Origin of the sequence: Streptomyces bambusae (assembly GCF_020532645.1) — a bacterium.
GTDB lineage: Bacteria > Actinomycetota > Actinomycetes > Streptomycetales > Streptomycetaceae > Streptomyces > Streptomyces bambusae.
On record NZ_JAJAUZ010000047.1, the window covers coordinates 1 to 25674 of the forward strand.

Here is a 25674-nt window from a genome sequence, read left to right on the forward strand (position 1 = left end):
GTTGCAGTTGTTGGGGCTCCGCCCCAAACCCCGCTCCTCAAGCGCCGGAGGGGCTGGATTTCGGGGCTCCGCCCCAAACCCCGCTCCTCAAGCGCCGGAGGGGCTGGATTTCGGGGCTCCGCCCCAAGAACGAGACGAGGAGGGGACGCGATGCTCGACCACGTGATCCGGGGGGCCACCGTCGTGGACGGGACGGGAAGCCCGGGGTACGCGGCGGACGTGGGGATCCGGGCCGGCCGGATCGCCGTGATCACGCGGCACCCACAGCGGGTGAGCGAGGAGACCCGGAGCAGCGAGGACGCGCAGGGCCTCGTCCTCTGCCCCGGCTTCGTGGACCCCCACACCCACTACGACGCCCAGCTGTTCTGGGACCCGTACGCCACCCCGTCCATGAACCACGGCGTCACCACCATCGCCGGCGGCAACTGCGGCTTCACCCTCGCCCCCCTCAACCCCGCCCGCCCCGAAGACGCCGACTACACCCGCCGCATGATGAGCAAGGTCGAGGGCATGGCCCTCAAGGCGCTCGAAGACGGCGTGGACTGGACCTGGCACACCTTCGCCGAGTACCTCGACGCCCTGGAAGGGCGGATCGCCGTGAACGCCGGCTTCATGGTCGGCCACTGCGCCCTCCGCCGCCACGTCATGGGCGAGGACGCCACCGGCGGCCGTCCCACCCCCGACCAGCTCGCCGAGATGGTCGGCCTGCTCCACGACGCCATGGCCGCCGGCGCCTGGGGCCTGTCCACCACCCAGTCCTCGACCCACTCCGACGGCGCCGGTGCCCCCGTCGCCTCCCGGCACGCCGCCCCCGACGAACTCCTCGCCCTCTCCCGTGCCGTCGGCGAACACGAGGGCACCCAGCTGGAGGCGATCGTCGCCGGCTGCCTGGACCGGTTCTCGGACGACGAGATCGACCTGTTCGTGGAGATGTCCGCCGCCGCCGGCCGGCCCCTGAACTGGAACGTCCTCACCATCGATGCCGCCGTCCCCGACCGCGTGCCCCGCCAGCTCGTCCCCAGCGAACGCGCCCGCAAGGCCGGCGGCCGGATCGTCGCCCTCACCATGCCGATCCTCACCCCCATGAACATGTCCCTCGGCACGTTCTGCGCCCTCAACCTCATCCCCGGCTGGGGCGAGGTCCTGGCCCTGCCCGTGCCCGAGCGCATCGCCCGGCTGCGCGACCCCGGCGTCCGCGCCGAGCTGCTGCGCCGCGCCGACAGCAAGGAGGCCGGCGTCTTCCGGCGGCTCGCCGACTTCGCCCGCTACGTCATCGGCGACACGTACAGCAAGGAGAACGAGGGCCTGTCCGGCCGCGTCGTCCGGGACATCGCGGCCGAGCGCGGCCAGGACCCGTTCCAGTGCCTGGTGGAGATCTGCGCCAACGACGACCTGCGCACCGTCCTGTGGCCGATGCCCACCGACAACGACCCGGACAGCTGGGCCCTGCGCGCCCGGACCTGGCAGCACGAGGACGTCATGCTCGGCGGCTCCGACGCCGGCGCGCACCTGGACCGGATGTGCGGGGCGCCGTACACGACGCGGTTCCTCGGCGACTGCCTGCGCGGCCGCCGCCTGGTGCCGCTGGAGCAGGCGGTGAAGATGCTGACCGACGACCCGGCCCGCCTGTTCGGCCTGCGCGACCGCGGCCGGATCGCCGAGGGCTGGCACGCCGACCTGGTGCTGTTCGACCCCGAGCGGATCGAGGCCGGACCGGCCACCCTGGTCCACGACCTGCCCGGCGACAGCCCCCGCCTCGACTCCCGGGCCGTCGGCATCGTGTCCGTACGCGTCAACGGCGTCGAGACGATCCGCGACGACCAGGTCACCGGCGCCGTGCCCGGCCGGGTGCTGCGCTCGGGCCGCGACACGAAGACGGTGAGCACCCGATGACCGGCTACGACCGCACCGCACCCCAGGACCTGTACATCGGCGGCGCCTGGACCGCCCCCGACCACGGCCACTACGAGGTGGTGGACCCGGCCGACGAATCCGTGGTCGGGCTGGCCCCCGAGGCCTCGCGCGCCCAGGTGCACGCGGCTGCCGCGGCCGCCCGCGAGGCCTTCGACAGCTGGTCGCGGACCCGCCCCGAGGAGCGCGCCGCGATCCTGGACCGGGCCGCCGACATCATCCAGCGGCACTACGAGCCCTGGGCGGAGCTGGCCCGCGCCGAGACCGGCGCCCCGGCCGGGATCGCCCGCGGCATGCAGGTCGGGGTGGGCGTGAGCCGGTTCCGGCGGTACGCGAAGGGTGCCCTGGAGCCGGTCGAACGCGGGCTGCCCCCGCAGGTCACCGAGGCCGGCCCGATGGGGAAGGCGAGCGTGCTCGGCGCGCTGGAGGTGCGCCAGCCGGTCGGTGTGGTCACCTGCATCACCTCGTACAACAACCCGTGGGCGAATCCGGCGGGCAAGGTCGCCCCGGCCCTCGCCATGGGCAACACGGTGGTGGTGAAGCCGGCCCCGCAGGACCCGCTGTCGGTGTACCGGATGGCGCAGGCGCTGCACGAGGCCGGGGCGCCGCCCGGGGTGGTGAACGTGGTGTCCGGCCGGGACCCGGCCGTCGGCGAGGCCGCGGTGGACTCCCCGGACGTGGACATGGTCAGCTTCACCGGCTCCACGGCCGTCGGCCAGGCCATCGCCGAGGTGTGCGGCCGCTCGATGAAGCGGCAGCTGATGGAGCTGGGCGGCAAGGGCGCCGCGGTCGTCTTCGACGACGCCGACCTGGACGCGGCGATGATGGGCATCGGCACCACGTTCTCCTTCTACAGCGGCCAGATCTGCACCGCCCCCACCCGGGTGCTCGCCCAGCGCGGGATCTACGAGCAGCTGCTCGCCAAGCTCACCGGCTACCTCGGCTTCATGAAGGTCGGCGACCCGCGCGAGCAGGGCACGGTGGTCGGCCCGGTGATCTCCGCCGCGCACCGCGACCGCGTCGAGTCGTACGTGGAACTCGGCCGCAAGGAGGGCGCGCGGGTGGTGGCGGGCGGCGACCGCCCGGTGGTCGGCGACGGCCGCGGCTTCTACGTGGCCCCCACCCTGCTCGCGGACTGCACCAACGACATGCGCGCGGTCCGGGAGGAGATCTTCGGCCCGGTGGTGGCGGTGGTGCCGTTCGACGACGAGGAGGAGGCGGTACGGCTCGCCAACGACAGCGAGTACGGGCTGCTGAGCTACGTCTGGTCGGGGGACGTGGCCCGGGCGTTCCGGGTCGCGCGGCGGCTGCGGGCCGGCGGGGTGGGCGTGAACACCATCGGCCGGAACATGGAGGCGCCGTTCGGCGGCTTCAAGCGGAGCGGGGTCGGCCGCGACGTCGGCTCGTACGCGCTGCACGCGTACAGCGAAATCCAGTCGATCGTCTGGCCGGGCTGATTCCGGCCGGGTCCGGCGGGGCCGCCCGAACCCGCCGGACCCGTGCGGGACAAGGGCCGGGCGGCTCCCCGGTGGCCTTCGAAAAGTTCCGCGGGAAAGTTTTGAACCGGGCAAAACGGGCACTCGTGCGGTTTCCGTTATCCGGAAGCGGAGGTCCAGGCTCACCGAAACGATGATCGGCGGGCCCGCGAACCTTTCATTGCAGGTTCGTGAAGTCTCGGGCCTCAGGATTCGAAGGGGATTTGGCTGTCCGTTATCCGGACTTCAAGCCTCCGGATGCTGAATGCGCAGCATCTAACGTCCTCTTCCATGACTCAGCTGGACGTGCGGCCCCAGGCCGGAGACACGGTAAGCGGCGTCGCCGAGGGCGGCGACATCCGCGGCAAGGGACTCGGCAAGGGTTCCGTCGGTCTGCTCGGCAGTGCCGTCATCGGCATCTCGACCGTCGCCCCCGTGTACTGCCTCACCTCGACCCTCGGCTCCACCGCGGGAGAGGTCGGTCTCCAGATGCCCGCCGTGTTCCTCGCGGGCTTCCTCCCGATGCTCCTGGTGGCCTTCGCCTACCGCGAGCTCAACAAGGCCATGCCGGACTGCGGCACCTCCTTCACCTGGACGGTCAAGGCCTTCGGCCCCCGGATCGGCTGGATGTGCGGCTGGGGCCTGGTGATCGCCACGATCATCGTGCTGTCGAACCTGGCGGGCGTGGCGACCTCGTACTTCTGGCTGCTCGCCGGTGAGATCACCGGCAGCCCCTCGGTCGCGGCCCTCGACGACAACAAGTTCGTCCACATCGCGACCTGCCTCACCCTGATCGCTGTCGCCACCGCCATCAGCTACCGCGGCATGACCGCCACCAAGGGCGTCCAGTACGCCCTGGTAGGCCTCCAGCTCGTCGTGCTCGCCGTCTTCGTGGCCATGGCCTTCCAGAAGGCGTCCGCCGGCAGCTTCGACACCGGGCTCGACTTCTCCTGGCAGTGGATGAACCCGTTCGCCGTCGAGTCGATGGCGGCCTTCACCGCCGGCCTCTCCCTCTCGATCTTCATGTACTGGGGCTGGGACGCCTGTCTCGCCACCAACGAGGAGACCACCGGCTCCGCCAAGACCCCGGGCCGCGCCTCGCTGATCGCCATGGTCGTCCTGGTCGGCTCCTACCTGGCCACCGGCGTCGCCGCCCAGATGGCCGTCGGCTCCGGCGACAAGGGCCTCGGCCTCGCCAACCCGGAGACCTCCGACAACGTCTTCGCCGCGCTCGCCGGCCCGGTCATGGGACCGCTGCTGGGCATCGCGCTCTTCGTCGCGGTGCTGGCCTCCGCCGCCGCCTCGCTCCAGACCACCTTCATCCCGGTGGCCCGCACGGTCCTCGCGATGTCCACGTACGAGGCGCTGCCGCCCGCGTACGCCAAGGTCCACCCGAAGTTCAAGACCCCCGGCCGCGCCACCGTCATGGCGGGCGTCGCGACCGGCGCGTTCTACACGGTCATGACCCTGGTCAGCGAGAACGTCCTCACGGACACGATCTTCGCGCTCGGCCTGATGATCTGCTTCTACTACTCGCTGACGGCCTTCGCCTGCGCCTGGTACTTCCGCAAGGAGCTCACCCGCTCCGGCCGCGACCTGCTCTTCAAGGGCGTCTTCCCGGTCCTCGGCGGCATCCTGCTGGCGGCCGTCTTCGCCAAGACCCTCTTCGACATGTGGGACCCGGCCTACGGATCCGGCTCCACCGTCCTCGGCGTCGGCTCCGTCTTCGTCATCGGCGTCGGCCTGCTGCTCCTGGGCGTGGTCATCATGATCGTCACCGAGCGCCGCAGCCCCGCGTTCTTCCGCGGCGAGGTGCTCACCAAGGAGACCCCGTCGCTGGTGGTGGCCGACTGACCCGGACCTGAACCGGGCCCGGCCCGCCCGTCCTGCTGAGCTGCACGATGCCCGCCCCGTCCGTTCCTCCGGACGGCGGCGGGCATCGGTGCGTTCGGGCAGGTGTGCGCACGGGGGTTGCCGCGCCGGTGTTGACCGGGGGTGACCTGCGGCGATCCGGGTCGTTGAGTCCGGCATGAAGCCGATGACCCACATGAAGCGCACCCTGGCCGCCCTCGGCCTGGCCGGTGCCGCCCTGGCCCTCGCCCCCGCCGCGCACGCCGCCGGCACCACCGAGGAGTCCGTGCCCGGCGCCGACGCCGTCAGCCAGATCATGGAGCTGACCGACGACCCGAACCAGACCCTCGCGGAGGCCCAGACCGCCTTCGTCGCCGCCGACGAGAGCATCGGCACCGCCGCCGAGGGCGCGTTCCCGGCGGTCGCCGGCCCGCTGGGCGCCGTCGCCGAGTCACTGCACCTGGCCGGCTGACGCAACGATCCGCACGCGCGGGGGCGCAGGGGTACGCAGGTGTCGCTCTGGCTGCTGAACCACCTCGGTACGTTCGCGCTGTCCGTGCTGCTCGTGGGCGCGATCGTGGTGACGGCGGTGGCCGGCAGCCTGGCCGCCCGCAGGGCGCACCCGCAGCTGGCCGAGGGCGAGCACAACGAGATGGTCGGCGTCGTGCTCGGCATGTTCGGCGCGATCTACGGGATCATCCTCGCGTTCGTCGTCGTCACCCTGTGGACCCAGCTCGACCACACCCAGGCGGTGGTCTCCAAGGAGGCCACCGACCTGGCGCTCGTCGTCCGCAGCTCCGACGTCTTCCCGCCGGCCGACCGGGACCGGGTACAGGCGGCGGTCGGGGCGTACGTGCACGCCGTCGTCGAGATCCAATGGCCGATGATGCGCGAGGGCGAGCCCAGCCACGAGGCCACCGCGCAGCACGTCGAGGGCATGTACCGGGCGCTCCAGGCGTACGAACCCACCGACGGGCGCACCCAGACGTTCTACGACCAGGCCGCCGCGAGCCTGAACGACGCGGCCGGGCAGCGGCGCGAGCGGATCGACCTCGCGACGACCGAGCTGCCGACGCTGCTGCAGGTGCTCGTCTTCGGCGGCGCGCTGGTGATCATCCCGCTGACCTTCCTGTACGGATTGCGCAGCCTGCGGATGCAACTGCTGTTCGTGGCCTCGGTGGCCGCGCTGATCGGCTTCAGCCTGCTGCTGGTACTCGTACTGGACCGGCCGTTCGCCGGTGAGCTGAGCGTGGATCCGTCGGCGTACCAGGAGGGGGCGCTGGTGCGGTTCTGGGTGCGGGGGGCGGTCGGCTGAGCCGGCCGTGGTTGCGGGCGTGAAGGGGGTCCGTGGGGTCGTGTCGTACCCCTGTGCGAGGATTCCGGCACGTTATCGGTGTGCTTCTGACCAACCGCACCCGTTTTTCCGCATGTATCAGGGGGGCTTTTCCATGACCTTCGTCCTGCGCGGGCGCGCCGCCAAGCGCGTGCTCGTCACCACTGCCGCCGCCGTCGCGCTGGCCGCCACGGCCGGTACGGCCACCGCGGCCGGGAACCCGGCGGACGCCGCTGCCGCGGCCGTCCGCGCCGACGCGCCGCGCGCGTCCTTCGCCGCCCCGGCGCCGGGTGACGTGACCGCGCCGACCTTCACGATGTGGGCCACCGACGGCATGTGGCTGACCTTCTTCGACCCGGACGGCAAGGGCGGCTTCCAGCCGCGCCGCGACACCGCGATCGACTACAGCTGGGCCGTCTCCGTGGCCCAGGCCGACCACGACAAGGACGGCATCTCCGACGGCACCTGGAACCGTGCCAAGGACGGCCGCATGATCTACTCCTCGCGTGCCGGCGGCGGCGCCAAGGAGATCGGCAAGGGCTGGCAGATCTACCGCAAGGTGATCTCGCCCGGCGACCTGGCCGGCGGCAAGGCGGCGGACCTGCTCGCCGTCGACAAGGCGGGCGTGCTGTGGCTGTACACCGCCTACGCCGACGGCAAGGTCACCGCGCGGGTGAAGGTCGGGGCCGGCTGGGGTGCCATGACCGAGATCGCCGGCCAGGGCGACCTGACCGGTGACGGCCGTGCGGACATCGTGGCCCGCGACTCGGCCGGCGTGCTGTGGCTGTACCCGGGCACGGGCAACTACAAGGCCCCGTTCGGTGCCCGCAAGAAGGTCGGCGCCGGCTGGAACGGCTACAACCGCATCCTGAGCATCGGCGACCTCGACTCCGACGGCGTCTCGGACCTGGTGGCCCGCACCAAGGGCGGCGACGTGTACCGCTACTCGGGCACCGGCAAGGCGGCCGCTCCGTTCAAGAAGCCGGCCAAGATCGGCTTCGGCTTCAAGAACCTGAACCTGCTCTGACGGCCGGTCCGGGACACACGCGAGCGCCGGGCAGTCGGGGGTGACTGCCCGGCGCACGTGCACGTACGGGCGGGTGCGCCCTGCCGCCCCGAGCCGCTCGGGGTGGGGCCGACTCGGTCGCGGCGACAGTGCCTGAGGCGCACTCACCTGTACGTGGTTCCCCACGGCCCCGACCACCCCATGCGGCCGGAACCGCCTTCATCCTCCGACCCCCCGCTGACGTCCTGCTGACGCTCCGCTCACGTATCGGGACATGTCCTGGATGTACATCTGTGGCAAGCAGTACATTCCTGGTGGGAGCGAGCCCGTGATCGAGTCCATGGCCGAGCAGGCCGAGGATGCGTGGCTCAACCGCCTGGCCGACGAGGCGGAGGCGGACGGTCTCGAAGGCTCCGTCTCCCTGGAGGAGATGGCCGCGGCTCTCCGAGAGCTCCACGGCTGAGCGCGATGGGATTCGTCACGCGCTTCACCGCGCACGCACAGCGGGACCTGCTCAAGATCCCCCGCCCGGACGCACTCCGGATCCTCTACCGGCTCACCGAACTCCAGCGGGCACTCGACTCCGGCGACACGTCGGCCTTCGACGTCAAGGCGCTGCAAGGCCACGCGTCCCGCTGGCGCCTGCGGGTCGGGGACTACCGCGTCCTCTACACGGTCGAGAGTGGCCGCCTGATCGTCTGGATCCTGGCCGCGTGCCACCGGCCCGAGGTGTACCGGGCGCAGTAGGTCGCTTGATGATCCTTTTGCTCTGGTATGCGGTCATGGGGTACGTATGGGGGGTTCTTTACCTTCTCTTTAGTGGTGGTGTGCGGCGTGCGTGCGGTTCGTTTTGGTCGGGGAGTGGCCGGTCTCGTGGGTGCGGGGCTGCTCGTCGCCTCCGTGGCGGGCTGCGGTGCGCAGGAGGACGTCAAGGAGATCAAGGACGAGACGAAGAAGCTGGAGGAGAAGACCAAGCAGCTGGAGAAGGAGACGGACCAGATGGTCAACGGCACCTTCGAGGTCGTCTACAAGGTCACCGGCTCCGGCAAGGTCTCCGAGATCGGCTGGTTCGAGGGCTCCGGCGGCCAGACCTCGTCCAAGACGGCCAAGGACCAGACCGTCCCGTGGGAGAAGAAGCTCACCATGAAGGGCGTCACCTCGATCCCGTCCCTCACCGTGATCCTCGGCGAGCAGGGCGGCACGGCCGACTGCGTCATCCTCGTCAACGGCAAGGAAGCCAAGCGCGCCACCGCGAAGGGCGAGTTCGGCATGGCGAGCTGCATCGCCGACCCGGGCGTGGGCACGGAAGCGGGCTGACGCCCGGGCCGGCGGGCCGTACGTCGGCTACGCGGTCGCGTAGCCGACGAAGGCGGTCCAGGCGGTGGGGGTGAGGGCGAGCTGTGGACCGTCCTGCACCTTGGAGTCACGGACGTGGACGGTGTCGCAGGGGCAGGTGGCGACCTCTACGCAGTCGTCGCCATCGCCGCTGCTGTACGTGGACTTGTGCCAGGAGAGGGCTACCTCGATGCAGTTGTCGCCGTCGCTGCTGCTGTAGCTGCTCTTGAACCAGCGCAACTCCGAGTTGCTCATAGCGTTCCTCGCATTCGCTCCAACAGGCCTCGGGACTGTGCCGGGTTGAGTGCCTGTGAGCGCAGTTTGGCATAACGCTGGTGGAGGGCGCTGACGTCTTTCGCCCGGGAAATCATCTGCCCCATCCTCTGCCCCTCGCTGTACCCCACCCACTTGTTGTCCTCGGTTTCGAGGAGGCAGATGGGGCCGCCCGTGCCTGCGTGCTCAGGCTGGATGGTAGGCATGATCTGGAGCTCGACGTTCGTCAGCGTGGAGATCTCCAGCAGGTGCTCGATGAGCTGGTTGGTCACCTCCGACCCGCCCGTCTGCCGTTCGATCACCACTTGGTCGAGGATGAAGCTGAAGTTCGTGAGCGGTACGCGGTGCAGGAGTTTCTGCCGTTCAAGTCGCATCTTGACTCGTGCCTCTACCTGATCGGCCGTCGGCGGGGGCGGCACATTGCGAATCAAAGCCCTGGCGTATGACTCCGGCTGGAGCAGCCCAGGTACCACCCGGCACTCGTACGTGTTCAGAGCTACCGCGATGTCCTCCAGCTCTGCCCATGGCTGGAACCAGGACGCAATGCCCCGCTGCCGTGTCAGCTGTTTGGCGGCCATCCGCAGGATCCCGAAAGCGTCCAGCGCATCCTCGGCCCGCTCCACGAACCGGTCCGACGGATACCGTCGCCCCTGCTCGATCGAACCGATGTACTGGACGGAATAGCGAAGCCGATCCGCCGCCTGCTCCTGTGTCAGGCCCGCGCGCTTGCGAAAGGCCTTCGCCATCTCACCGAAGTCCAGCAGGCTGCTGTTGGGCTGGACCTCGGATTCACCGTCGTGGTCGACGTTCGTCATGCCCGTCACCTCCCCGAGCGGAATCATCACGGGCTGTAACTGCGCCTGTCCAGAGCGGAAACTCGTACAACTCGATCTGTACGAGTTCCGTTGCTGCCGAATCCCCTGTGACCAGGGGAACTTGGGAACATGAACGCACTGGCCCCCACCCTCGCCGCACCCGTACGCATGTTCACGCAGCGTTTCAGTCCGATCCGTCGCGGCGCCCGCCTGGCCCGGCATCTCGCCGTGTTGCAGCTGCACGACTGGGGGGTTCCGCTCGACGGGGAGGACTCGTACGCGGCGTCCGTGGTCATCGCGGAGCTGGCGGCGAACGCCATCACGCACGGGCGGGTCGCCGGGCGGGACTTCGAGCTGCGGATGGTGCTGCTGCCCGCCACCCGCACGCTCCGCGTCGAGGTGTCGGACGCCCGCGGGGAGCGCATGCCGGAGGCCCGCGGGTACGGCCTGACGCTGGTTCAGGCGTACGCGCGGGACTGGGGCGTTGCGGGACGCCGGGTCGGGAAGACCGTCTGGGCCGAACTCGGCGTGCGCGCCGGGGCGGGGCTCTGGGCCGGGCCCGTCACTCCAGGGTGCCGCTGAAGAGCGCGGCCGTGGAGCACTTGGTCGGGGCCGGGCCCGACGGCGGGCGGCCGGCCGTGCGGCAGGTGACCGTGATGGTGATCTCCTGCTTGGAGGCGACCAGGATGGCCGAGGCCCAGTGGAAGTCCTGCTCGCGGAAGTTCTCCAGGGCCGGCGCGAGCAGCGGCTTGCCGGCGACGGACAGGGTGACCGTGCCGGTGTCGCCCTGGGGGTTCTCCAGCACCAGGTCGGTCAGCCGCAGGACCTTGTCGTCGGGGACCTGGTAGGTGGCGGACTCGGTGCCGCCCGCCGGTGCGCCCGCCGTCAGGCGGTGCGAGAACAGGGCCGCCTGCGGCTGCGGCTGCGGGCCTTCGCCCGGCTTGCCCGACGTACCGGGCGACGGGCTCGGGCCCGGCTTGCCGCCGTTCTTGCCGTCGTTGCCGCCCGAGGCCGCCTTCTTCGCCTCCTCGGCGGCCTTCTTCGCCTCGTCCGCCTTCTGCTCGGCCGCCTGCACCGGCCCCTTCACCGCCTCCTTGGCCGCACTGCGCACCACCGGCCGCAGCACCGCGAACCACAGCCCGGCCAGCAGCGCCAGCAGTGCGAGCAGCAGGAGCAGGGCCCGGACCAGGCCGGGGGTGACGAACGGGCGCTGGAGCAGCGAGCCGTCCAGCGGCACCGGGTCCACCTCGGGCGCGCCGTCCGGGCCGGGCGCCGGCGCGGCGGTGACCTGGAAGACGTGCGGGACGGGGGCCCCGCGCCACAGCAGCCGCTTCGGCTTCACGGGCAGCTTCACGAACGCGGCCCGGCCGGGCTCCACCACCGTGGCCGCGGCCGGCGTGCCGAAGGTCAGCAGCTCGCCCGCGTCCTTGCCTGAAAGGGCAACGGTGAGCGGGTAGTTGCCCCGGTTGTCCAGCGCCACCTGGTACGCGGCACCCCGGCGGCCCTGTCCCATCCGCGGGGTCAGCTCGGCGCCGAAGTCCGCGTACGGCCGGATGTGGAGGGTGCCCTCGGGGACGGTGGCGTGCTGCGGCTCCTCCTGGGGCAGCACCCGTACCCCGTACGTCAGTTCACCAGGGGGGACGGTCGTGTCATGCGGTGGCGTGACGACCAGCTCGACCTGGCCCGACGTGCCCGGATAGACGGACAGCGTGGCGGGTTCGACCACGGTCCAGCGGGCGGCGGGGCCCAGCACCTCGAAGGTGTAGTGCTCGACGACGTTGCCGCTGTTGCGCAGGTCGAGCGGAATCCGGGCCTCTTCGCCGGGCAGGACCGACACCGGCGCGGCGTCCAGATGAGCGGAAGTGGTCATGAAGCGACGGTAGGGACCGTGGCGGAAGGGCCGCCGCTCCCGTAGGGACACGGGGCGGGGCATGCTGCGTTGCCCGTTGAGTCCGTGTGGAGTGCCTGCTGACTGCCCGGGTGTTCACTGGCCGTGGTACGTGCGGAGAGGTGGGGCTCTCCGCCGAACAGGGGGTGTCGCGATGCGTTACCACGGTGAAAGCGGAGCAGAGCGGATTCCGGTGCGGCTGACCGCCCAGGACCCGGTCTCACAGGCCGGGCTGGCCGGGCAGCTGCGCAACTGTCCGGAGGTGCAACTGCTCGGGGACGATGAGGACTACGAGGGCAAGGGGCGACCGCTGGTGGCGGTCGTCTCCGCGGACCGGGTGGGCGATGCGGAGCTGCAGACGCTGCGCCGCTACCAGCGGTCCGGGGACAGCCGGATCGTGCTGGTGGCGACCGACATCGACGACGCCGGGCTGGTCGCGGCCGTCGAGTGCGGGGTGGTGGGCGTGATCCGGCGGGCGGAGGCCACGCCGCAGCGGCTGGTGCAGGTGATCGCGGCGGCGGCGCGCGGCGAGGGCAGTGTGCCGGCGGACCTGCTGGGGCGGCTGCTGGATCAGGTGGGGCGGCTCCAGCGGCAGGTGCTGGACCCGCGGGGGCTGGCGTTCACGGGGCTGGCGCCGCGGGAGGTCGACGTGCTGCGGCTGGTGGCGGAGGGCAGCGACACTGCGGAGATCGCCCGCACGCTGGCCTTCTCCGAGCGGACGGTGAAGAACATCCTCCACGACGTCACGACCCGCCTCCAGTTGCGCAACCGCTCGCACGCGGTGGCGTACGCGATGCGGCAGGGGTTCATCTAGGTCCTCGTGGCGGGCGGGCGGGCGGGCCGGGCGGGTGCCGCCCGCGGTTTCACAGGCCGCGGGCGGTGATGTCGCCGAACGAGGTGGTGGCGCGGATCGCCAGGTCGGCGGTGCCCTCGGTGTTGTTGAGAGAGTTGTGGATCCGGCCGTAGCTGGTGCCGGCGAACAGTGCGGCGGACACCCCGCGGGCGGCGCCGACCGAGATTTCGCCCTGCTGGGTGCTCAGGACGACGGAACCGTGCACGGCCTCGGCGATGCGGATGGCGCCGCGCTGGGTGGTGATCTCCGCGGAACCGCCGAGGCGGACCACCGAGATGTCGCCGTCCAGCAGGGTCAGGCGGGCGGCGGCGACCTCGTCGAGGGTGATGCTGCCCTGGGCGCCGTCGAAGGTGACGTCGCCGAGCGGCCCGACGGCCTGGAACTCGCCTGCGGCCGCCTTCGCTTCGACGCCGGAGCCGGCGGGCAGCTGCACGGTCACCTCGACCGTGCCGGAGTCGCCGACGAAGCGGTTCTTGGCCTCCGGGGTCTCGATGCGCAGCACGCCGTCCGCGAAGTCGACGGCGACGGCCTCGGCGGCGGCCACGTCGGCGCTCTTCCCGGCGTTCGCGGGCCGGACCTCGACGGTGGCGTCGGCGCGGTCGGAGGCGATGAAGCGGATGCGGCCGGCGGGGACGTCGACGAGGGCGGAGACCGGGGCGGTGGCGGGGAACTTCTGCATGGTTCTCTCCTGCTTCTGCGTGGGGCGCGGCGAGGCACGGGCCGCGGTGGACCGGCCGCCGGACCGCTGCGGCCCGGCTGCTTTCTGACATTGGAAACGCTACGTTGCATTCGAGGATCTGGCAACGTGATCGTTGCGCAAAACCCTTGTCGTTGCAGGTGAATGGCGGGAAATCGTTGCAACGGTTCTCTCGCCTAATGCAACACACGGCTGCGTCTTCATTGCAATGGAATGGAGGTGAACGCTACTGGGGACACCCCGGGCTGCCCTTAGGGGCACCGGGCGCCACCCGGACCGCTGCCCCCGCCGCGATGCTGCGGCGCTCCGGGGCGGGCAAGGGTTCTCCCGAGGGGAGGGCCGCCGTGGCAGAAGTCCTACGGGTGTGGCGGAAAGCGCGGCGCGGGCTGGGGCTGGCCCTGGCACTGGTGCTGGTCGCCGCCGTGCCCGCGGTCGCACCCGCACCCGTGCAGGCCGTCCCGGCCGCCGCGGCCGCCCCCGGCGATCCGCCGCCGCCCGACCCCGGCCGGATCGCGTACATCGGCGACGGCGAGCACCGCAGCCTGGTCCTCGCCGGGCCCGGCGCCGGCGTGACCCCGCTGCTGCCCGTCGGACGGGCCGGCAACGACTGCCAGGCCCGGGCCCGCGGCGACGACCTGGTCTGGGTCAGCGACCGCGACGGCACCGGCGAGGGCCTCTACCGGCGGACCGGCGACGGACCCGCCGTCAAGGTGTGGGCCGAGAAGGGCCGCCGGATCCTCCACCCCGTCCTGTCCCCCGACCGCCGGTGGATCGCCTTCGTGGCCAAGGACGGCGACGGCGACGACCTCGACCGGCGCTCCGGATACCGGTGCGACGACACCGGAACCGGCGAGGCCGGGGACGGCGACCCCGCCGTGTGGGTGATCCGTACCGACGGCACCGGACTGCGCCGCGCCGTCGCGGACGCCGACTGGGTGGACTGGTCTCCGGACGGCACCGAGTTCGTCTTCACCCGCGGCGGCCGCGCCTTCCGCCGCACCGTCGCCGACGGCGGCACCGAGAAGCCCGTCACCCCGCCCAACTCGCCCGCCGCCAAACCCGTGTGGGAACCGTCCGCACCCGGTACGAAGGACCGCATCGCGTACGTCACCCTCGTCAGCCGCGACACCGGCGACGGCACCGTCACCGAACAGGTGCTGGCCACTGTGCCCGCGTCCGGCGGCGGCAGCACCGCGCCCGTCCTGCTGGCCTCCGGCCGGTACGAATGGGCCCGGCACGGCGTCGCCTGGGCGCCCGACGGATCCACGCTGCTGTTCCTGTCGTTCGAGCCCTACCTCGTGCCGCCCGAGCCCCGCCCCTGCGGACTGTGCCGCGGCGAACCCGTCTTCGACGAGGAGCAGGACGAACCGCTCTCCACCGAACAGGTCGGCTGGTACACACCCGCCGGCGGCACCCCGCGGATCATGCTCTCCGGCACCGACCCCGAGTCGTTCAACATCGAGAGCTCCCGCCCGCACGTGCCCCTGGACCGGCTCCAACTGCGCGCCGCCCAGGGCGAGGAGAGCGACCTCGCCGACCCCGCGTACGCGCCCGACGGCCGCCGCCTGGCCTTCGTCTCCGTCACCGGACAGCCCGAACGGCCCGCCACCGAGCGGATCCTCGTCGGCGCCGCCGACGCCCTGGCCGCCGCCGTGCCGCTCACGTACCCCGGCATGCTCCCCGGCGAACACCAGGGCCGGCCCGCCTGGTCCCCCGACGGCACCCGGCTCGCCTTCGCCCGCTGGGCCGCACCCGACCCGGACCGGCCACGGCCCCACGCCCAGATCGCCGTGGTCGACATCGCCGCCGGACCCGACCGCGGCACCCTGCTCCACACCCTGCCCGGCGTGCCCCCGCGCGGCTCCGGCACCTGCGACACCGACGACCGCGACCCGGCCTGGTCGCCTGACGGGCGCACCCTTGCGTTCTCCCGCTGGTACTACTGCAACCCGGGGCCGATCGACCCCGGATCGGTCGACTCCGCCGCACCGGCCCGCCGGACCCCGCGCGTCCTGCCCGCCCTCACTCCCACCGCCGTCCCGGACGAGCGCGACCGGCACATCTGGACCGCGCCCGCCGCCGCCTCCGGCGTGCAGACCGACCTCACCCAGAAGCAGTGCGCCGCAAACGACCCCTGCCGGGTCGTCGACGTACGGCCCGCCTACCGGCCCGGCGACACCACCGAGATCGCCTTCGTCCGGCAGACCACCACCTACCGGCCGCCCCGCCTCACCAGCCTGCGCTCCGGCTACGACGGCGACCGCCAAGTCCTCGTCATGGCCGCCGACGGCACCTCCTGCCGGTCCGTCGTACCGCCCGCCGCGGGCTGTCCGCTGCGCGTCGACTGGCCCGAACTGCTGCGGTACGACCGGCCCGACAACCCGGCCTGGTCGCCCACCGGCGGCCGGCTCGCCGTCGACGTGCGCCAGTCCTACGGCGACGGCGGGCGCGTCACCCGGCTCATGGTCCTCGATCCCACCGGCGCCAACCAGGACGTACTCGTCGGCAAGACCGGCAACAACCAGTCCCAGCCCACCTGGGAGCCCAGCGCAGACCTGCGGCTCTCCCTCACCACCGAGGACTCCCCGCTGCTGCTCGGCGCCACCGCCCGGGTCACGGTGACCCTGTGGAACCAGGGCATCGCCGACGCGCCCGGCACCGCCGTCCGGATCAGGCTGCCCGCCGGCCTCACCCCGGGCAGCCCGCTGCCCGCGGGCTGCGCGCCCGACCCCGCTCCGGGCGAACTCGTCTGCACGGCAGGGGTGCTGAAGACCGGCACGAAGGCCGAGTGGGTGCTCCCGCTGACCGGCGCCGCCCTCGGCGACCAGCCGGTCTCCGCCACCGCCACGACCCTGCTGCCCGACCACGCGCCCGCCGACAACGAGGCCCGGCTCGTCGTGATCGTCGTCGCCGCCGACCTGGCCGTCACGGCCACCGCCACCCCACCCGTGGTCCGCATCAACGAGCCCTCGCAGATCACCTTCACCGTCCGCAACACCGGCACCGCGGCCGCCACCGAAGCCGTCCTCAAGCTCACCCTGCCGCCCGGCCTGACCGTCGTCACCGGCACGCCCTGCCCGCCCGCCGGCTGCCCGCTCGGCACCCTGGCACCCGGCGCCTCCGCGGCCCTCACCCTCGGGGTCACCGCACCCGGTGCGTTCACCGGCAGCATCGAGGGCACCGCCACCACCGCCACCGTCGACCCGGACTCCGCGAACGACACCGCGGCCGTGGACCTGACCGTGGTCGACCCGCGGATGCCCGACGCGGCCGTCACCGTCACCGCCACCCCCGACCGGATCCGCACCGGCGAGCAGTCCACGCTGGTGTGGACGGTGCGCAACCGCGGCGACGCCACCGCCAGGGGCGTCGTCCTCACCCCGCTGCTGCCCGACCGGGTGACCGTCGTGACCGCCGACCCGGCCTGCCCGCCGGCCGGCTGCACCCTCGGCGAGCTCGCGCCCGGCGCCTCCGTCCGGGTCGAACGGTCGGTCACGGCCGCCGCACCCCTCAGCGGAGCCGTCGTCGGCGTGGTCACCGCGGACGCCGACGCCGACCCCACCAACAACGTGGCCTCCGCCGTCCTCACCGTCGACCGGCAGCCCCCGCCGCCCGGCGTCCGGCCCGCCGACCCCGCCGTCGCCGTCACCGCAGGCCCCCGGACCGCGTACACCGGCGGCCGGATCACCGCCGAAGTCACCGTCCGCAACGGCGGGCCCGCCAAGGCCACCGGGCTGCGGCTGAAGGTCGCCGCGCCGGCCGGCATGCGGGTGCTGTCCACGACCCGCCCGGCCTGCCTGGCCCCCGCCGGATGCGCCGTACCCGACCTCGGACCGGGCGCCCGGCAGCCCTACGTACGACTGGTGCTCGCGGCGGACGCGGCCCGGACCGGCACGGTCACCGCCGCCGTCACCACCGGCGGCTCCGATGCCAACCCGGCGAACAACACGGCGAGCGCGGCCGTGACCGTGCGGGCCCCCAAGCTCGTGCTCGACCCGGTGCTCGGGCCGCCCGGCTCGGTGCCGCGGGCGCTCGGCAGCTCCTTCCCGCCGGGCGTGACCGTACGGCTGGTGTGGAGCAAGGGCGTCACCGTGGCGGCCGCGCCGGTGGTGGTGCGTGCCGACGGCACCTTCTCGGCCCCGGTGCTGGTGCTGGTGCAGGACGCGCTCGGCGACCGGGAGCTGACCGCCTCGCACGCACGGGCCGGCCGCCCGCTGTTCCGGCCTGTGCGGGCCCCGTACCTGGTGGTGCCCGGGGTGCTCCAGCCGTCCGACTTCCAGTGGCGGAGGTAGGGGTACGTGATCCACGAGGTGGACGAGGCGCTGCGGGAGCTGGTCCGGGCCGAGGCGGTCGGGGAGGGCGCGGAGATCGACGTGGTCTTCGACGCGCCGACCCGGGACTGGGCGGCCCGGCGCAACACACCGACGGTCAACCTGTACCTGTACGACATCCGCGAGGACCTGCGGCGCCGCTCGCGCGGCCGGCAGAACATCTACGACGAGACGGGCCGGATCACCGACCGGACCCTGCCGCCGCGGTACTTCAAACTCTCGTACCTGATCAGCGCCTGGACGCAGCGGCCCGAGGACGAACACCGGCTGCTGGCCTCGCTGCTGGCCTGCTTCCTGCGGCACGACGCGCTGCCGTCGGACCGGCTCGGGCCGGAGCTGGCCGCCACCAGACTGCCGGTGCCGGTGTCGATCGCGCTGCCGCCGCCGGAGGACCGGGCGTTCGCGGACGTGTGGTCGGCGCTCGGCGGCGAACTCAAGCCCTCGCTGGACGTGGTGGTCAGCGCGCCGGTGGCGACGGCCCCGGTGTGGAAGGCGGGGAAGCCGGTGCGGGACGGGCTGGCGGTCGGGGTGGCGGACCGGAAGACTCCGCCGCCGTCCGCGTCCGGGGCGCCGACCAATGCGGTGGCGCGGCCACGGGCGGCGCGGCGGAGGGCCGGGGGCTGATGGAGTACCTGCTGGGGCGGCTGGCGCGGGTCGAGGCGCGGGTACGGCGGGCGGTCGCGGCCCGGCGGGCGGTGGACCCGGAGGCCGACGACCCGTTCCGCGGGCTGTACCTGTCCGACGAGGCGGTGCAGCGGATCCTCGACGGGCCGGGCGCCGACAGCGTGCCGTGGCCGGAGCCGGTGGACCTGCCGGGTCCCGACGCGTACGGCGGGGCGGAGGCGGAGGAGTCGCGGCTCTACGGCGTACAGCAGGGCTTCGGGCTGCTGGAGCTGGACACCGAACTGCTGCTGATCGCGCTCGCGCCGGACCTCGACCGGCGGTTCGAGCAGCTCTACGGCTACCTCAACGACGACGTGACGCGGCGGCGGCCGACCGTCGGGCTGGCGCTCGGGCTGTGCGGGGTGCCGGCCGTGTCGGCCGCCGCCCGGGCCCGGCTGGCACCGGAAGGGCCGCTGCTGCGGGGCGGGCTGCTGATCGTGGAGGAGGCTGAACGGCCGTTCCTCGGGAGGTCGTTGCGAGTGCCGGACCGGGTGGCCGGGCACCTGCTCGGCGACGACGCGGCGGATCCGGCGCTCATGGACGTCCTGCGGTGGGCGGACGGCAAGCCGCTGCCCGAGGCCGTCGCCGGAGACCTGCCGGCGCGGCTCGGGCGGGCCCTGGTCAATGCCTCCTCGCCGGTCTACCTGCGGGAACCGGCCGGCGGCGCGGCGCGCGAGCTGGCCGCCGACGCCCTGGCCGCCACCGGGCGCGGCGCGCTCCTGCTCGACCTGGGCCGGCTGGCCGGGCGTACGGACGCGGCCGCGCTCGTCGCGGCGGCCGGGCGGGAGGCGGCGCTGGGCGGGGCCGGGCTGGTCGCGGGCCCGGTCGAGGCGCTGCGCGAACACCTCGGTGTGCTGCGGGAGTTGACGGGGCTGCGGGTGCCGGTGCTGCTGACCGGTCAGGCGGGCTGGGACCCCGAGTGGTCCGACCGTACACCGCTGCTCGTCGAGACCGGGCGGATCGGGGCGGCGGCCCGCGCCGAGCTGTGGCGGTCGGTGCTCGGCGGCGGGGTCGGGCCGTCGGTGGCGGCGTTCGTCCTCACCCCCGGGCAGATGCGGCGAGCCGCGAAGGCCGCCCGGCAGCAGGCGCTGCTGGCCGGCGGCACGGTGGGCGAACCGGAGCTGCTGCGCGGGGCCAGGGCCCAGAACACGTCCGGGCTGGAACGGCTGGCCCGGCGGATCCGGCCGTCGGTCGGCTGGGACGACCTGGTGCTGCCGCCGGCGGTGCTCGGGCAGCTGCACGAGCTGGCGGCCCGGGCCCGGCACCGGGACCGGGTGCTCGGCGACTGGGGGATGCGGCCGGGAGGCGGGCGCGGGCGGGGAGTGATGGCACTGTTCGCCGGCGACTCGGGGACCGGCAAGACCATGTCCGCCGAGGTCATCGCGGGGGAGCTGGGGCTGGACCTCTACACGGTGGACCTGGCGACGGTCGTCGACAAGTACGTGGGGGAGACCGAGAAGAACCTGGAGCGGATCTTCACCGAGGCAGCCGGGGTGAACGGTGTGCTGCTCTTCGACGAGGCGGACGCGGTGTTCGGGAAGCGGTCGGAGGTCAAGGACGCGCACGACCGGTACGCGAACGTGGAGAGCGCGTACCTGCTCCAGCGGATGGAGACGTTCGACGGGCTGGCGGTGCTGGCGACGAACCTGCGGGCCAATCTGGACGAGGCGTTCACCCGGCGGCTCGACCTGGTCGTCGACTTCCCGTTGCCCGACGAGGCGCAGCGGCTGGCGCTGTGGGACCGGGCGCTGGGGCGGGTGCTGCCGCGGGGCGACGACCTCGACCTGCCGTTCTGTGCGCGCGCCTTCGACCTGGCCGGCGGTGACATCCGCTCCGCGGCCGTCACCGCCGCCTACCTGTCCGCCGCCGCCTCCCGTCCCCTCACGATGCCGGACCTCGTCACCGCCATCTCCCGCGAATACCGGAAACTGGGCCGCCTCTGCCTGGCCTCGGAATTCGGCCCGTGGCACCCCTGGACCCGCTAGCCCTCCGGACCAGCCGCTCCCGCAACCCCGCCAGGGGCGCGGGGAACTGCGCGACCAGCCACGCCGGCGGGTGAGCCGCCCCACTCCCCTTGGGCCGGCTGCCCGCCGGGCAAATCCAGCCCCTCCGGCGTTTGAGGAGCGGGGTTTGGGGCGGGGCCCCAAGAACGGCAACCCGGCCGGCGCCGGGCACCGGGCTCTGCCCGGACCCGCTCCTCAAGCGCCGGAGGGGCTGCATTTGCCCGGCCGGGTCTCAAGCGCCGGAGGGGCTGGGTTTGCCCGGCCGGGGCTCGAACGCCGGAGGGGCTGGATTTGCCTGGCCGGGGCTCGAGCGCCGGAGGGGCGGGATGCGCCCGCGCAGGGCTGGAGGCGGCGCGGGGGCAGGATTTGCCCGGCCGGGTCGGGAAGGCCTGCTGGCCTGATCAGGCAAGGAGCCATGCCCCGCAGGGGCACCGCGGGGCCCTCCCACCCGGCCCCACCACCCGGCACCGTACAGGCAGCCCACCGCAGGGGGACCAGCATGCACGGACACACGCACGACCACGACGAGGACACCGAGACGGCGGCCACCCGCCGCCCGGAGGGTGCACCCGTTCAAGACCACCTCCTCGCGCAGGCCGCCGCCGCGGGCCGAACCGACGTACTCGGCCCCGCCGGCATGCTCCGCCTCCAGCGCACGCTGGGCAACGCACGGACCGCCTCCGTCCAGCGGAGCTCCGTACACGACGTCGTGGCCACCGGCGGCACCGCTCTGGACCCGGAGGTCCGGGACGACATGGAGTCCCGCCTCGGCCACGACTTCGGCGACGTGCGCGTGCACACCGACGCCGCGGCGCACGACTCGGCGAAGTCCGTGAACGCCCACGCGTACACGGTCGGCTCGCACATCGTCTTCCAGCGTGACGCGTACGACCCCGGGTCCCAGCAGGGCCGCACCACGCTCGCGCACGAGCTGACGCACGTCGTGCAGCAGCGGTCGGGGCCGGTGGACGGGACGGATGCGGGGGGTGGGATCCGGGTGAGCGATCCCGGGGACCGGTTCGAACGGGAGGCGGTGGCCACGGCGGAGCGGGTGATGTCCGCGCCCGCGCCCGCACCCGCGCCCGCTCCCGCCGGTGCCGTGCAGCGGGAGGCGGAGTCCGGGGGCGTGGGCGCGGGCGGGGAGGTGGCCGTGCAGCGGGCCGCAGAGGCGGAGGAGGAAGAGGCGCCGGCGGAGTAGGGCATACGGGGTTCAGGCGCGGGGTGGTGGGCGGTGAAGGCGGGGGCTGAGCGAGGGCGTTCCGGGGCGGGCCGGGTCGAGGCGCAGGCACCGGCCCGGCGGGATGCGGCGCCGGCCGTGCGGGGGCGGGCGCCGCTTGATGCGGGTGCGGTGCAGCGGCTGCAGGGGCGGGCCGGCAACGCGGCCGTGGCGGCGCTCCTGTCCGCCCGCCCCCGGGGCTCCGCCCCGGACCCCGCGCCTCAAACGCCGGCGGGGCTGGATGTTGCCCCCGAGCCGGGGCGGCAGGCCGAGCGGGCTGTCGGTCGAGCCACCCGGGGCTCCGCCCCGGACCCCGCGCCTCAAACGCCGGCGGGGCTGGAGGTTGCCCCGCAGCAGGATGTTGCCGTGCAGCGGGACGTTGCCCCGCAGCGGGACGTTGTCGTGCAGCGGCTGGATGCGGGGGAGTTGCCCGTTGCGCCGGTGGGGTTGGCGCCGGCGGGGGATCCGCGGTTCAGGAAGGTCGTCCTGGACGTGCGGCAGAAGAAGGGGGTGTTGGGGAAGCACGCGTCGGCGGGGGCCGAGGTCAGGGCGGCGCAGGGCGCGGCGGTGGGGCCGGGGGATGACAAGGAGGCCCAGGCCAAGGCGGCGCAGGTGCAGGAGATGGGCGGCGCCAGGCCGGGCGGGTTCGACAAGGCGGGGTTCATCGCCGCGGTGTCGGCGGCCATCGCCGCCAAGGCGCCCAAGACCCTCGACGAGGCCGACAAGTTCGCTCAGTCCGGCAAGGCCGACGAGGTCAAGGACGCGGTCTCCGGCCAGGTCAAGGCCGGCAAGGACGGCTCGGCCAAGGACGTCGCCGAGAAGACCGCGCAGGCCCCGGACGAGTCGAAGGCCGTCGCGAAGCCGGTCACTCCGCTGCCCGGCCGGCCGCCCGTACCCGCGCTCGCCCCGCCCGACCCCAAGGCCGCGTCGGTCGCCAAGGCACCCCCGGAGCAGACCGACCTCAGTACGGGCCCCAAGGAGACCGACGCCATGCTCGCGGAGGCGAAGGTCACCCCGCAGCAGCTGGCACGGTCCAACGAGGAGCAGTTCGACGAGACTCTGAAGGCCAAGCAGGAGTCCGACACGCACGCGGCGACCGCCCCCGCGCAGTACCGGGCCGCGGAGGACGCCCGGGTCGCCGCCGAGCAGGGCGGCGCCGCGGCCGCCGGCCCGGCCGCCCTGCAGGCCATGACCGCCGCCAGGACCGGTGCCAACGGGCAGGTCGCCGCCGGCCAGGGCGCGGCCAAGACCAAGGAGGAGCAGGAGCGGGCCAGGATCGCCGCCGAGATCAAGGGGCTCTTCGACACCACGAAGAAGGACGTCGAAGCCATCCTCGGCGGTCTCGACACCGAGGTGGACAAGGCGTTCGACGACGGTCAGAAGGCGGCCAAGGCCGCGTTCGAGCACGACCACCAGACCAAGATGAAGGCCTGGAAGGACGAGCGGTACGCGGGTGTCACGGGCGCCGCCCGCTGGGTCGCCGACGCCCTGCTCGACCCGCCGCCCCGCGCCGGCCAGATCTTCGCCGAGGCCCGCGTCGTCTACGAGCGCGAGATGCAGGTCTGCATCTCGAACATCGCCGACCTCATCGGCAAACGCCTCGGCGAGGCCACCGCCCGGATCGCCGACGGCAAGGCGAAGATCGCCGCGAAGGTCGCCGAACAGCCCGCGTCCCTGCGGAAGTCCGCCCAGCAGGCGGCCGACGGCATCGGCGGCGAGTTCCAGGCGCTGGAGTCCGCGGTGTCGGAGAAGTCCCAGGGCCTGGTGGACGGCCTCGCCGAGAAGTACGTGGCGGCCCGCGGCGAACTCGACGAGGAGATCAAGAAGCTCCAGGAGGAGAACAAGGGCCTGCTCGGCAAGGCCAAGGACGCCGTCGCCGGCACGATCGAGACCGTCCTCAAGCTCAAGGACATGCTGCTCGGCGTACTGGCCCGCGCGGCCGGCGCGATCGACAAGATCATCGCGGACCCGATCGGCTTCCTCGGCAACCTCGTGAACGCAGTCAAGGGCGGCGTCATGGGCTTCGCCGCGCGCATCGGCGAACACCTCAAGAACGGCCTCAAGCAGTGGCTGTTCGGCCAGCTGTCGGCCGGCGGCATCGAGATCCCGGAGACCTTCGACGCGAGGGGCATCGTCAAGCTGATCCTCTCCATCCTCGGCCTGACCTGGGCGAACATCCGCGCCCGTGTGGTGGCCCGGATCGGCGAGCGGGCGATGGGCGCGCTGGAGACCGGCTTCGAGATGGTGCAGGTCCTGGTCAGCGAGGGCATCGGCGGGCTGTGGAAGTGGGTCGTCGAGAAGCTGTCCGACCTCAAGGACACGGTGATCGGCGCGATCAAGGACTTCGTGATCGAGAAGATCGTCACGGCCGGCATCACGTGGATCGTCTCGCTGCTCAACCCGGCCTCCGCGTTCGTACGGGCCTGCAAGGCGATCTACGACCTGGTCATGTTCTTCGTGAACCGCGCGGCCCAGATCAAGAGCTTCGTGGACTCCGTACTCGACTCGGTCGAGTCGATCGCGGGCGGCGGGGGCGGCGCGGTCACCGGGCTGATCGAGCAGAGTCTGGCGAAGGCCGTCCCGGTCGTCCTCGACTTCCTGGCCAGTCTGCTGGGCCTCGGTGGCATCTCCGCGAAGATCAAGTCGATCCTGGAGAAGGTCCAGGCCCCGGTGCTGAAGGTCGTGGACTGGGTCATCGGCAAGATCGTGGCCGCCGGGAAGAACGTCCTGTCCAAGCTGAAGGCGAAGGTCCGCGGCGGCGACGACTCCCCGGAGGGCAAACAGGCCCGCCTCGACAAGGGCATGGCGGCCGCCCTGCGCGCGGTGAACGCGATGCCCGGCCGCGGGATCGCCAAGGCCGCCATGACGCCGGTGCTGGCGGGCATCCGGGTCCGGTACGGGATGACGAAGCTGGAGGCCGTGCCGGACGGCGGGGTCTGGGCCATCGACGGCCAGGTCAACCCGGGCGTCCGGCGGAAGAGCAGCAAGGGCACGAAGAGCAACGCGGCCACGGTCGAGGCGGCCGCCAAGGACGTACGCGCCCAGGGCGGCACGGCGACCTCCGTCGGGGACCTGAAGGCCCGGATGCCGGCGGTGAAGCAGACGCACGGCCTGGAGGCGGTCGTGGTGCAGCGCGAGGGCGAGAAACGCTGGGTCGAGCTGCGGCTCGGCACCAGCGTGAAGAACCTCGACTTCCGGTGCATCGTCAGCACCGCCGGGCCCGGCAAGGCCGCCGCCGATGCGCCCGGGCTGAAGCGGACCACGGACCCCGGCGACAAGAAGGCCGTGGTCAATGCCCGCGCGAAGATCACCTTCGACCAGCCGTTCGTGCACACGCCCGGCTCGCACCAGAACGCGACCGTCGGCATCGACGCGCCCCAGCACCAGGGCGAGTCGTTCCGCGTCGGGCGCGGCGACACCCAGGGCGGGCACGTGGCCCGCGGCGAAGTCGGCCTGGGTGCCGGCGGGTTCCAGAAGAACGAGGTCATGCTGCGCTCCTGGAACATCGGCAAGGGCAGCAACGCCAACGACCACGCCACGCACGCCGAACGGCAGCTCACGGACTGGCTGGCGGCGGTCACCGAGGGCCGCAACGGCGCGGTGATGAAGGAGATCCACCTGAAGGTCACCGGCACCTTCGAGCCGTGCAAGGGCTGTTCCGGCTCCATGAAGGGAATGCTGATGGCCGCCCGCGACAACGGCCGCACGGTCCGCGCCGTCCTCGACTTCAGCGAGGTCCGGCGCCTCTACCGGGAGGAGGAGGTCGGGCACATCCTCGGCTGGAAGGACGGCCACCAGGGGCACACGGACCGGGCCGCGGCGCACGGCGAGTGGGACGAGGTCATCACGGCCGCCCCCGCGGGCATGAAGGACAGCACCCCGGTCAGCATCCGCTTCACCAACTGAGCCCCACCCGTGCCTGATTTCCGGTACGGAGCGTCACCGGTGGAGCCCGGAGCGTCGGGCAACCTTTCAGGTTAGGGGGCGGAGTCGGCCCGCGGCAGGGAAACCGGTGGACAAAGGG

General features: G+C 72.8%; 19 protein-coding genes and 1 pseudogene. 16 read left to right on the forward strand and 4 right to left on the reverse strand.

The features are described from left to right. Nucleotides 1-150: 150 nt before the first annotated feature. The 9 genes and pseudogenes from LG634_RS27035 to LG634_RS27075 all read left to right on the forward strand — a co-directional run bounded on the left by LG634_RS27035 (nt 151) and on the right by LG634_RS27075 (nt 8893). Nucleotides 151-1893 (forward strand): N-acyl-D-amino-acid deacylase family protein, encoded by a 1743-nt coding sequence (locus LG634_RS27035; RefSeq protein ID WP_226737260.1) that lies wholly within the window; start codon nt 151-153, stop codon nt 1891-1893. Beyond that, nucleotides 1890-3368 carry an aldehyde dehydrogenase family protein gene (locus LG634_RS27040; protein WP_226737262.1) on the forward strand — a complete coding sequence of 493 codons (1479 nt, stop codon included), beginning with the start codon at nt 1890-1892 and terminating at the stop codon, nt 3366-3368. Before LG634_RS27035 ends, LG634_RS27040 begins: the two co-directional genes overlap by 4 nt. Nucleotides 3369-3677: 309 nt before the next feature. Further along, a complete protein-coding gene (locus LG634_RS27045) occupies nt 3678-5240 on the forward strand; it encodes an APC family permease (protein WP_226737264.1) in 1563 nt (520 codons plus the stop codon). Between the two features lie 175 nt (nt 5241-5415). Then, a complete protein-coding gene (locus LG634_RS27050; protein ID WP_226737266.1) occupies nt 5416-5709 on the forward strand; it encodes a hypothetical protein in 294 nt (97 codons plus the stop codon). A 39-nt stretch (nt 5710-5748) separates the two neighbouring features. Then, the gene (locus tag LG634_RS27055; RefSeq protein WP_226737268.1) at nt 5749-6552 is read left to right on the forward strand and encodes a bestrophin-like domain; all 804 of its coding nucleotides are present in this window, start codon (nt 5749-5751) and stop codon (nt 6550-6552) included. Nucleotides 6553-6685: 133 nt separating this feature from the next. Continuing rightward, on the forward strand, nt 6686-7597 hold the full coding sequence (locus tag LG634_RS27060; RefSeq protein WP_226737270.1) for an FG-GAP repeat domain-containing protein: 912 nt from the start codon (nt 6686-6688) through the stop codon (nt 7595-7597). 319 nt (nt 7598-7916) lie between these two features. Beyond that, nucleotides 7917-8039: pseudogene (locus LG634_RS27065) on the forward strand (prevent-host-death family protein); the annotation flags it as partial. A gap of 5 nt (nt 8040-8044) precedes the next feature. Beyond that, a complete protein-coding gene (locus LG634_RS27070) occupies nt 8045-8323 on the forward strand; it encodes a type II toxin-antitoxin system RelE family toxin (RefSeq protein WP_226737272.1) in 279 nt (92 codons plus the stop codon). 114 nt (nt 8324-8437) lie between these two features. Then, a complete protein-coding gene (locus LG634_RS27075; RefSeq protein ID WP_226737274.1) occupies nt 8438-8893 on the forward strand; it encodes a hypothetical protein in 456 nt (151 codons plus the stop codon). Between the two features lie 27 nt (nt 8894-8920). Here the strand turns inward: LG634_RS27075 and LG634_RS27080 are convergent, their stop codons facing one another. Then, nucleotides 8921-9166: a DUF397 domain-containing protein gene (locus LG634_RS27080; protein ID WP_226737276.1), complete on the reverse strand. Its 246-nt coding sequence runs from the start codon at nt 9164-9166 to the stop codon at nt 8921-8923. Then, the gene (locus LG634_RS27085) at nt 9163-9999 is read right to left on the reverse strand and encodes a helix-turn-helix domain-containing protein (protein ID WP_226737278.1); all 837 of its coding nucleotides are present in this window, start codon (nt 9997-9999) and stop codon (nt 9163-9165) included. The genes LG634_RS27080 and LG634_RS27085 overlap by 4 nt, the downstream gene beginning before the upstream one ends. 129 nt (nt 10000-10128) lie before the next feature. Between LG634_RS27085 and LG634_RS27090 the strand changes: the two genes are divergently transcribed. Then, nucleotides 10129-10581, forward strand: coding sequence for an ATP-binding protein (locus tag LG634_RS27090; protein WP_226737280.1), 453 nt, complete (start codon nt 10129-10131; stop codon nt 10579-10581). On the opposite strand, the gene LG634_RS27095 is transcribed toward LG634_RS27090, so the two are convergent. Further along, nucleotides 10562-11869, reverse strand: a complete 1308-nt coding sequence (locus LG634_RS27095) for a COG1470 family protein (RefSeq protein WP_226737281.1) — start codon at nt 11867-11869, stop codon at nt 10562-10564. The two genes, LG634_RS27090 and LG634_RS27095, sit on opposite strands and share 20 nt — an antisense overlap. Nucleotides 11870-12041: 172 nt before the next feature. Here LG634_RS27095 and LG634_RS27100 point away from each other — a divergent pair, with 172 nt between their 5' ends. Further along, entirely contained in the window at nt 12042-12701 is a 660-nt protein-coding gene (locus LG634_RS27100) for a response regulator transcription factor (protein ID WP_226737283.1), read from the forward strand. A gap of 49 nt (nt 12702-12750) precedes the next feature. On the opposite strand, the gene LG634_RS27105 is transcribed toward LG634_RS27100, so the two are convergent. Continuing rightward, nucleotides 12751-13419: a DUF4097 family beta strand repeat-containing protein gene (locus LG634_RS27105; RefSeq protein WP_226737284.1), complete on the reverse strand. Its 669-nt coding sequence runs from the start codon at nt 13417-13419 to the stop codon at nt 12751-12753. Nucleotides 13420-13781: 362 nt separating this feature from the next. Between LG634_RS27105 and LG634_RS38330 the strand changes: the two genes are divergently transcribed. From LG634_RS38330 to LG634_RS27130, 5 genes are all read left to right on the forward strand, one after another. Further along, nucleotides 13782-17729, forward strand: coding sequence for a CARDB domain-containing protein (locus LG634_RS38330; RefSeq protein WP_226737287.1), 3948 nt, complete (start codon nt 13782-13784; stop codon nt 17727-17729). Nucleotides 17730-17735: 6 nt separating this feature from the next. Further along, on the forward strand, nt 17736-18392 hold the full coding sequence (locus LG634_RS27115; protein WP_226737289.1) for a Pvc16 family protein: 657 nt from the start codon (nt 17736-17738) through the stop codon (nt 18390-18392). Next, complete coding sequence (locus LG634_RS27120; protein ID WP_226737291.1) at nt 18392-20416, forward strand: ATP-binding protein; 2025 nt, start codon at nt 18392-18394, stop codon at nt 20414-20416. The genes LG634_RS27115 and LG634_RS27120 overlap by 1 nt, the downstream gene beginning before the upstream one ends. 517 nt (nt 20417-20933) lie before the next feature. Then, complete coding sequence (locus tag LG634_RS27125) at nt 20934-21632, forward strand: eCIS core domain-containing protein (RefSeq protein WP_226737293.1); 699 nt, start codon at nt 20934-20936, stop codon at nt 21630-21632. Between the two features lie 531 nt (nt 21633-22163). Beyond that, on the forward strand, nt 22164-25556 hold the full coding sequence (locus LG634_RS27130; RefSeq protein WP_226737295.1) for a phage tail protein: 3393 nt from the start codon (nt 22164-22166) through the stop codon (nt 25554-25556). Nucleotides 25557-25674: the final 118 nt, after the last annotated feature.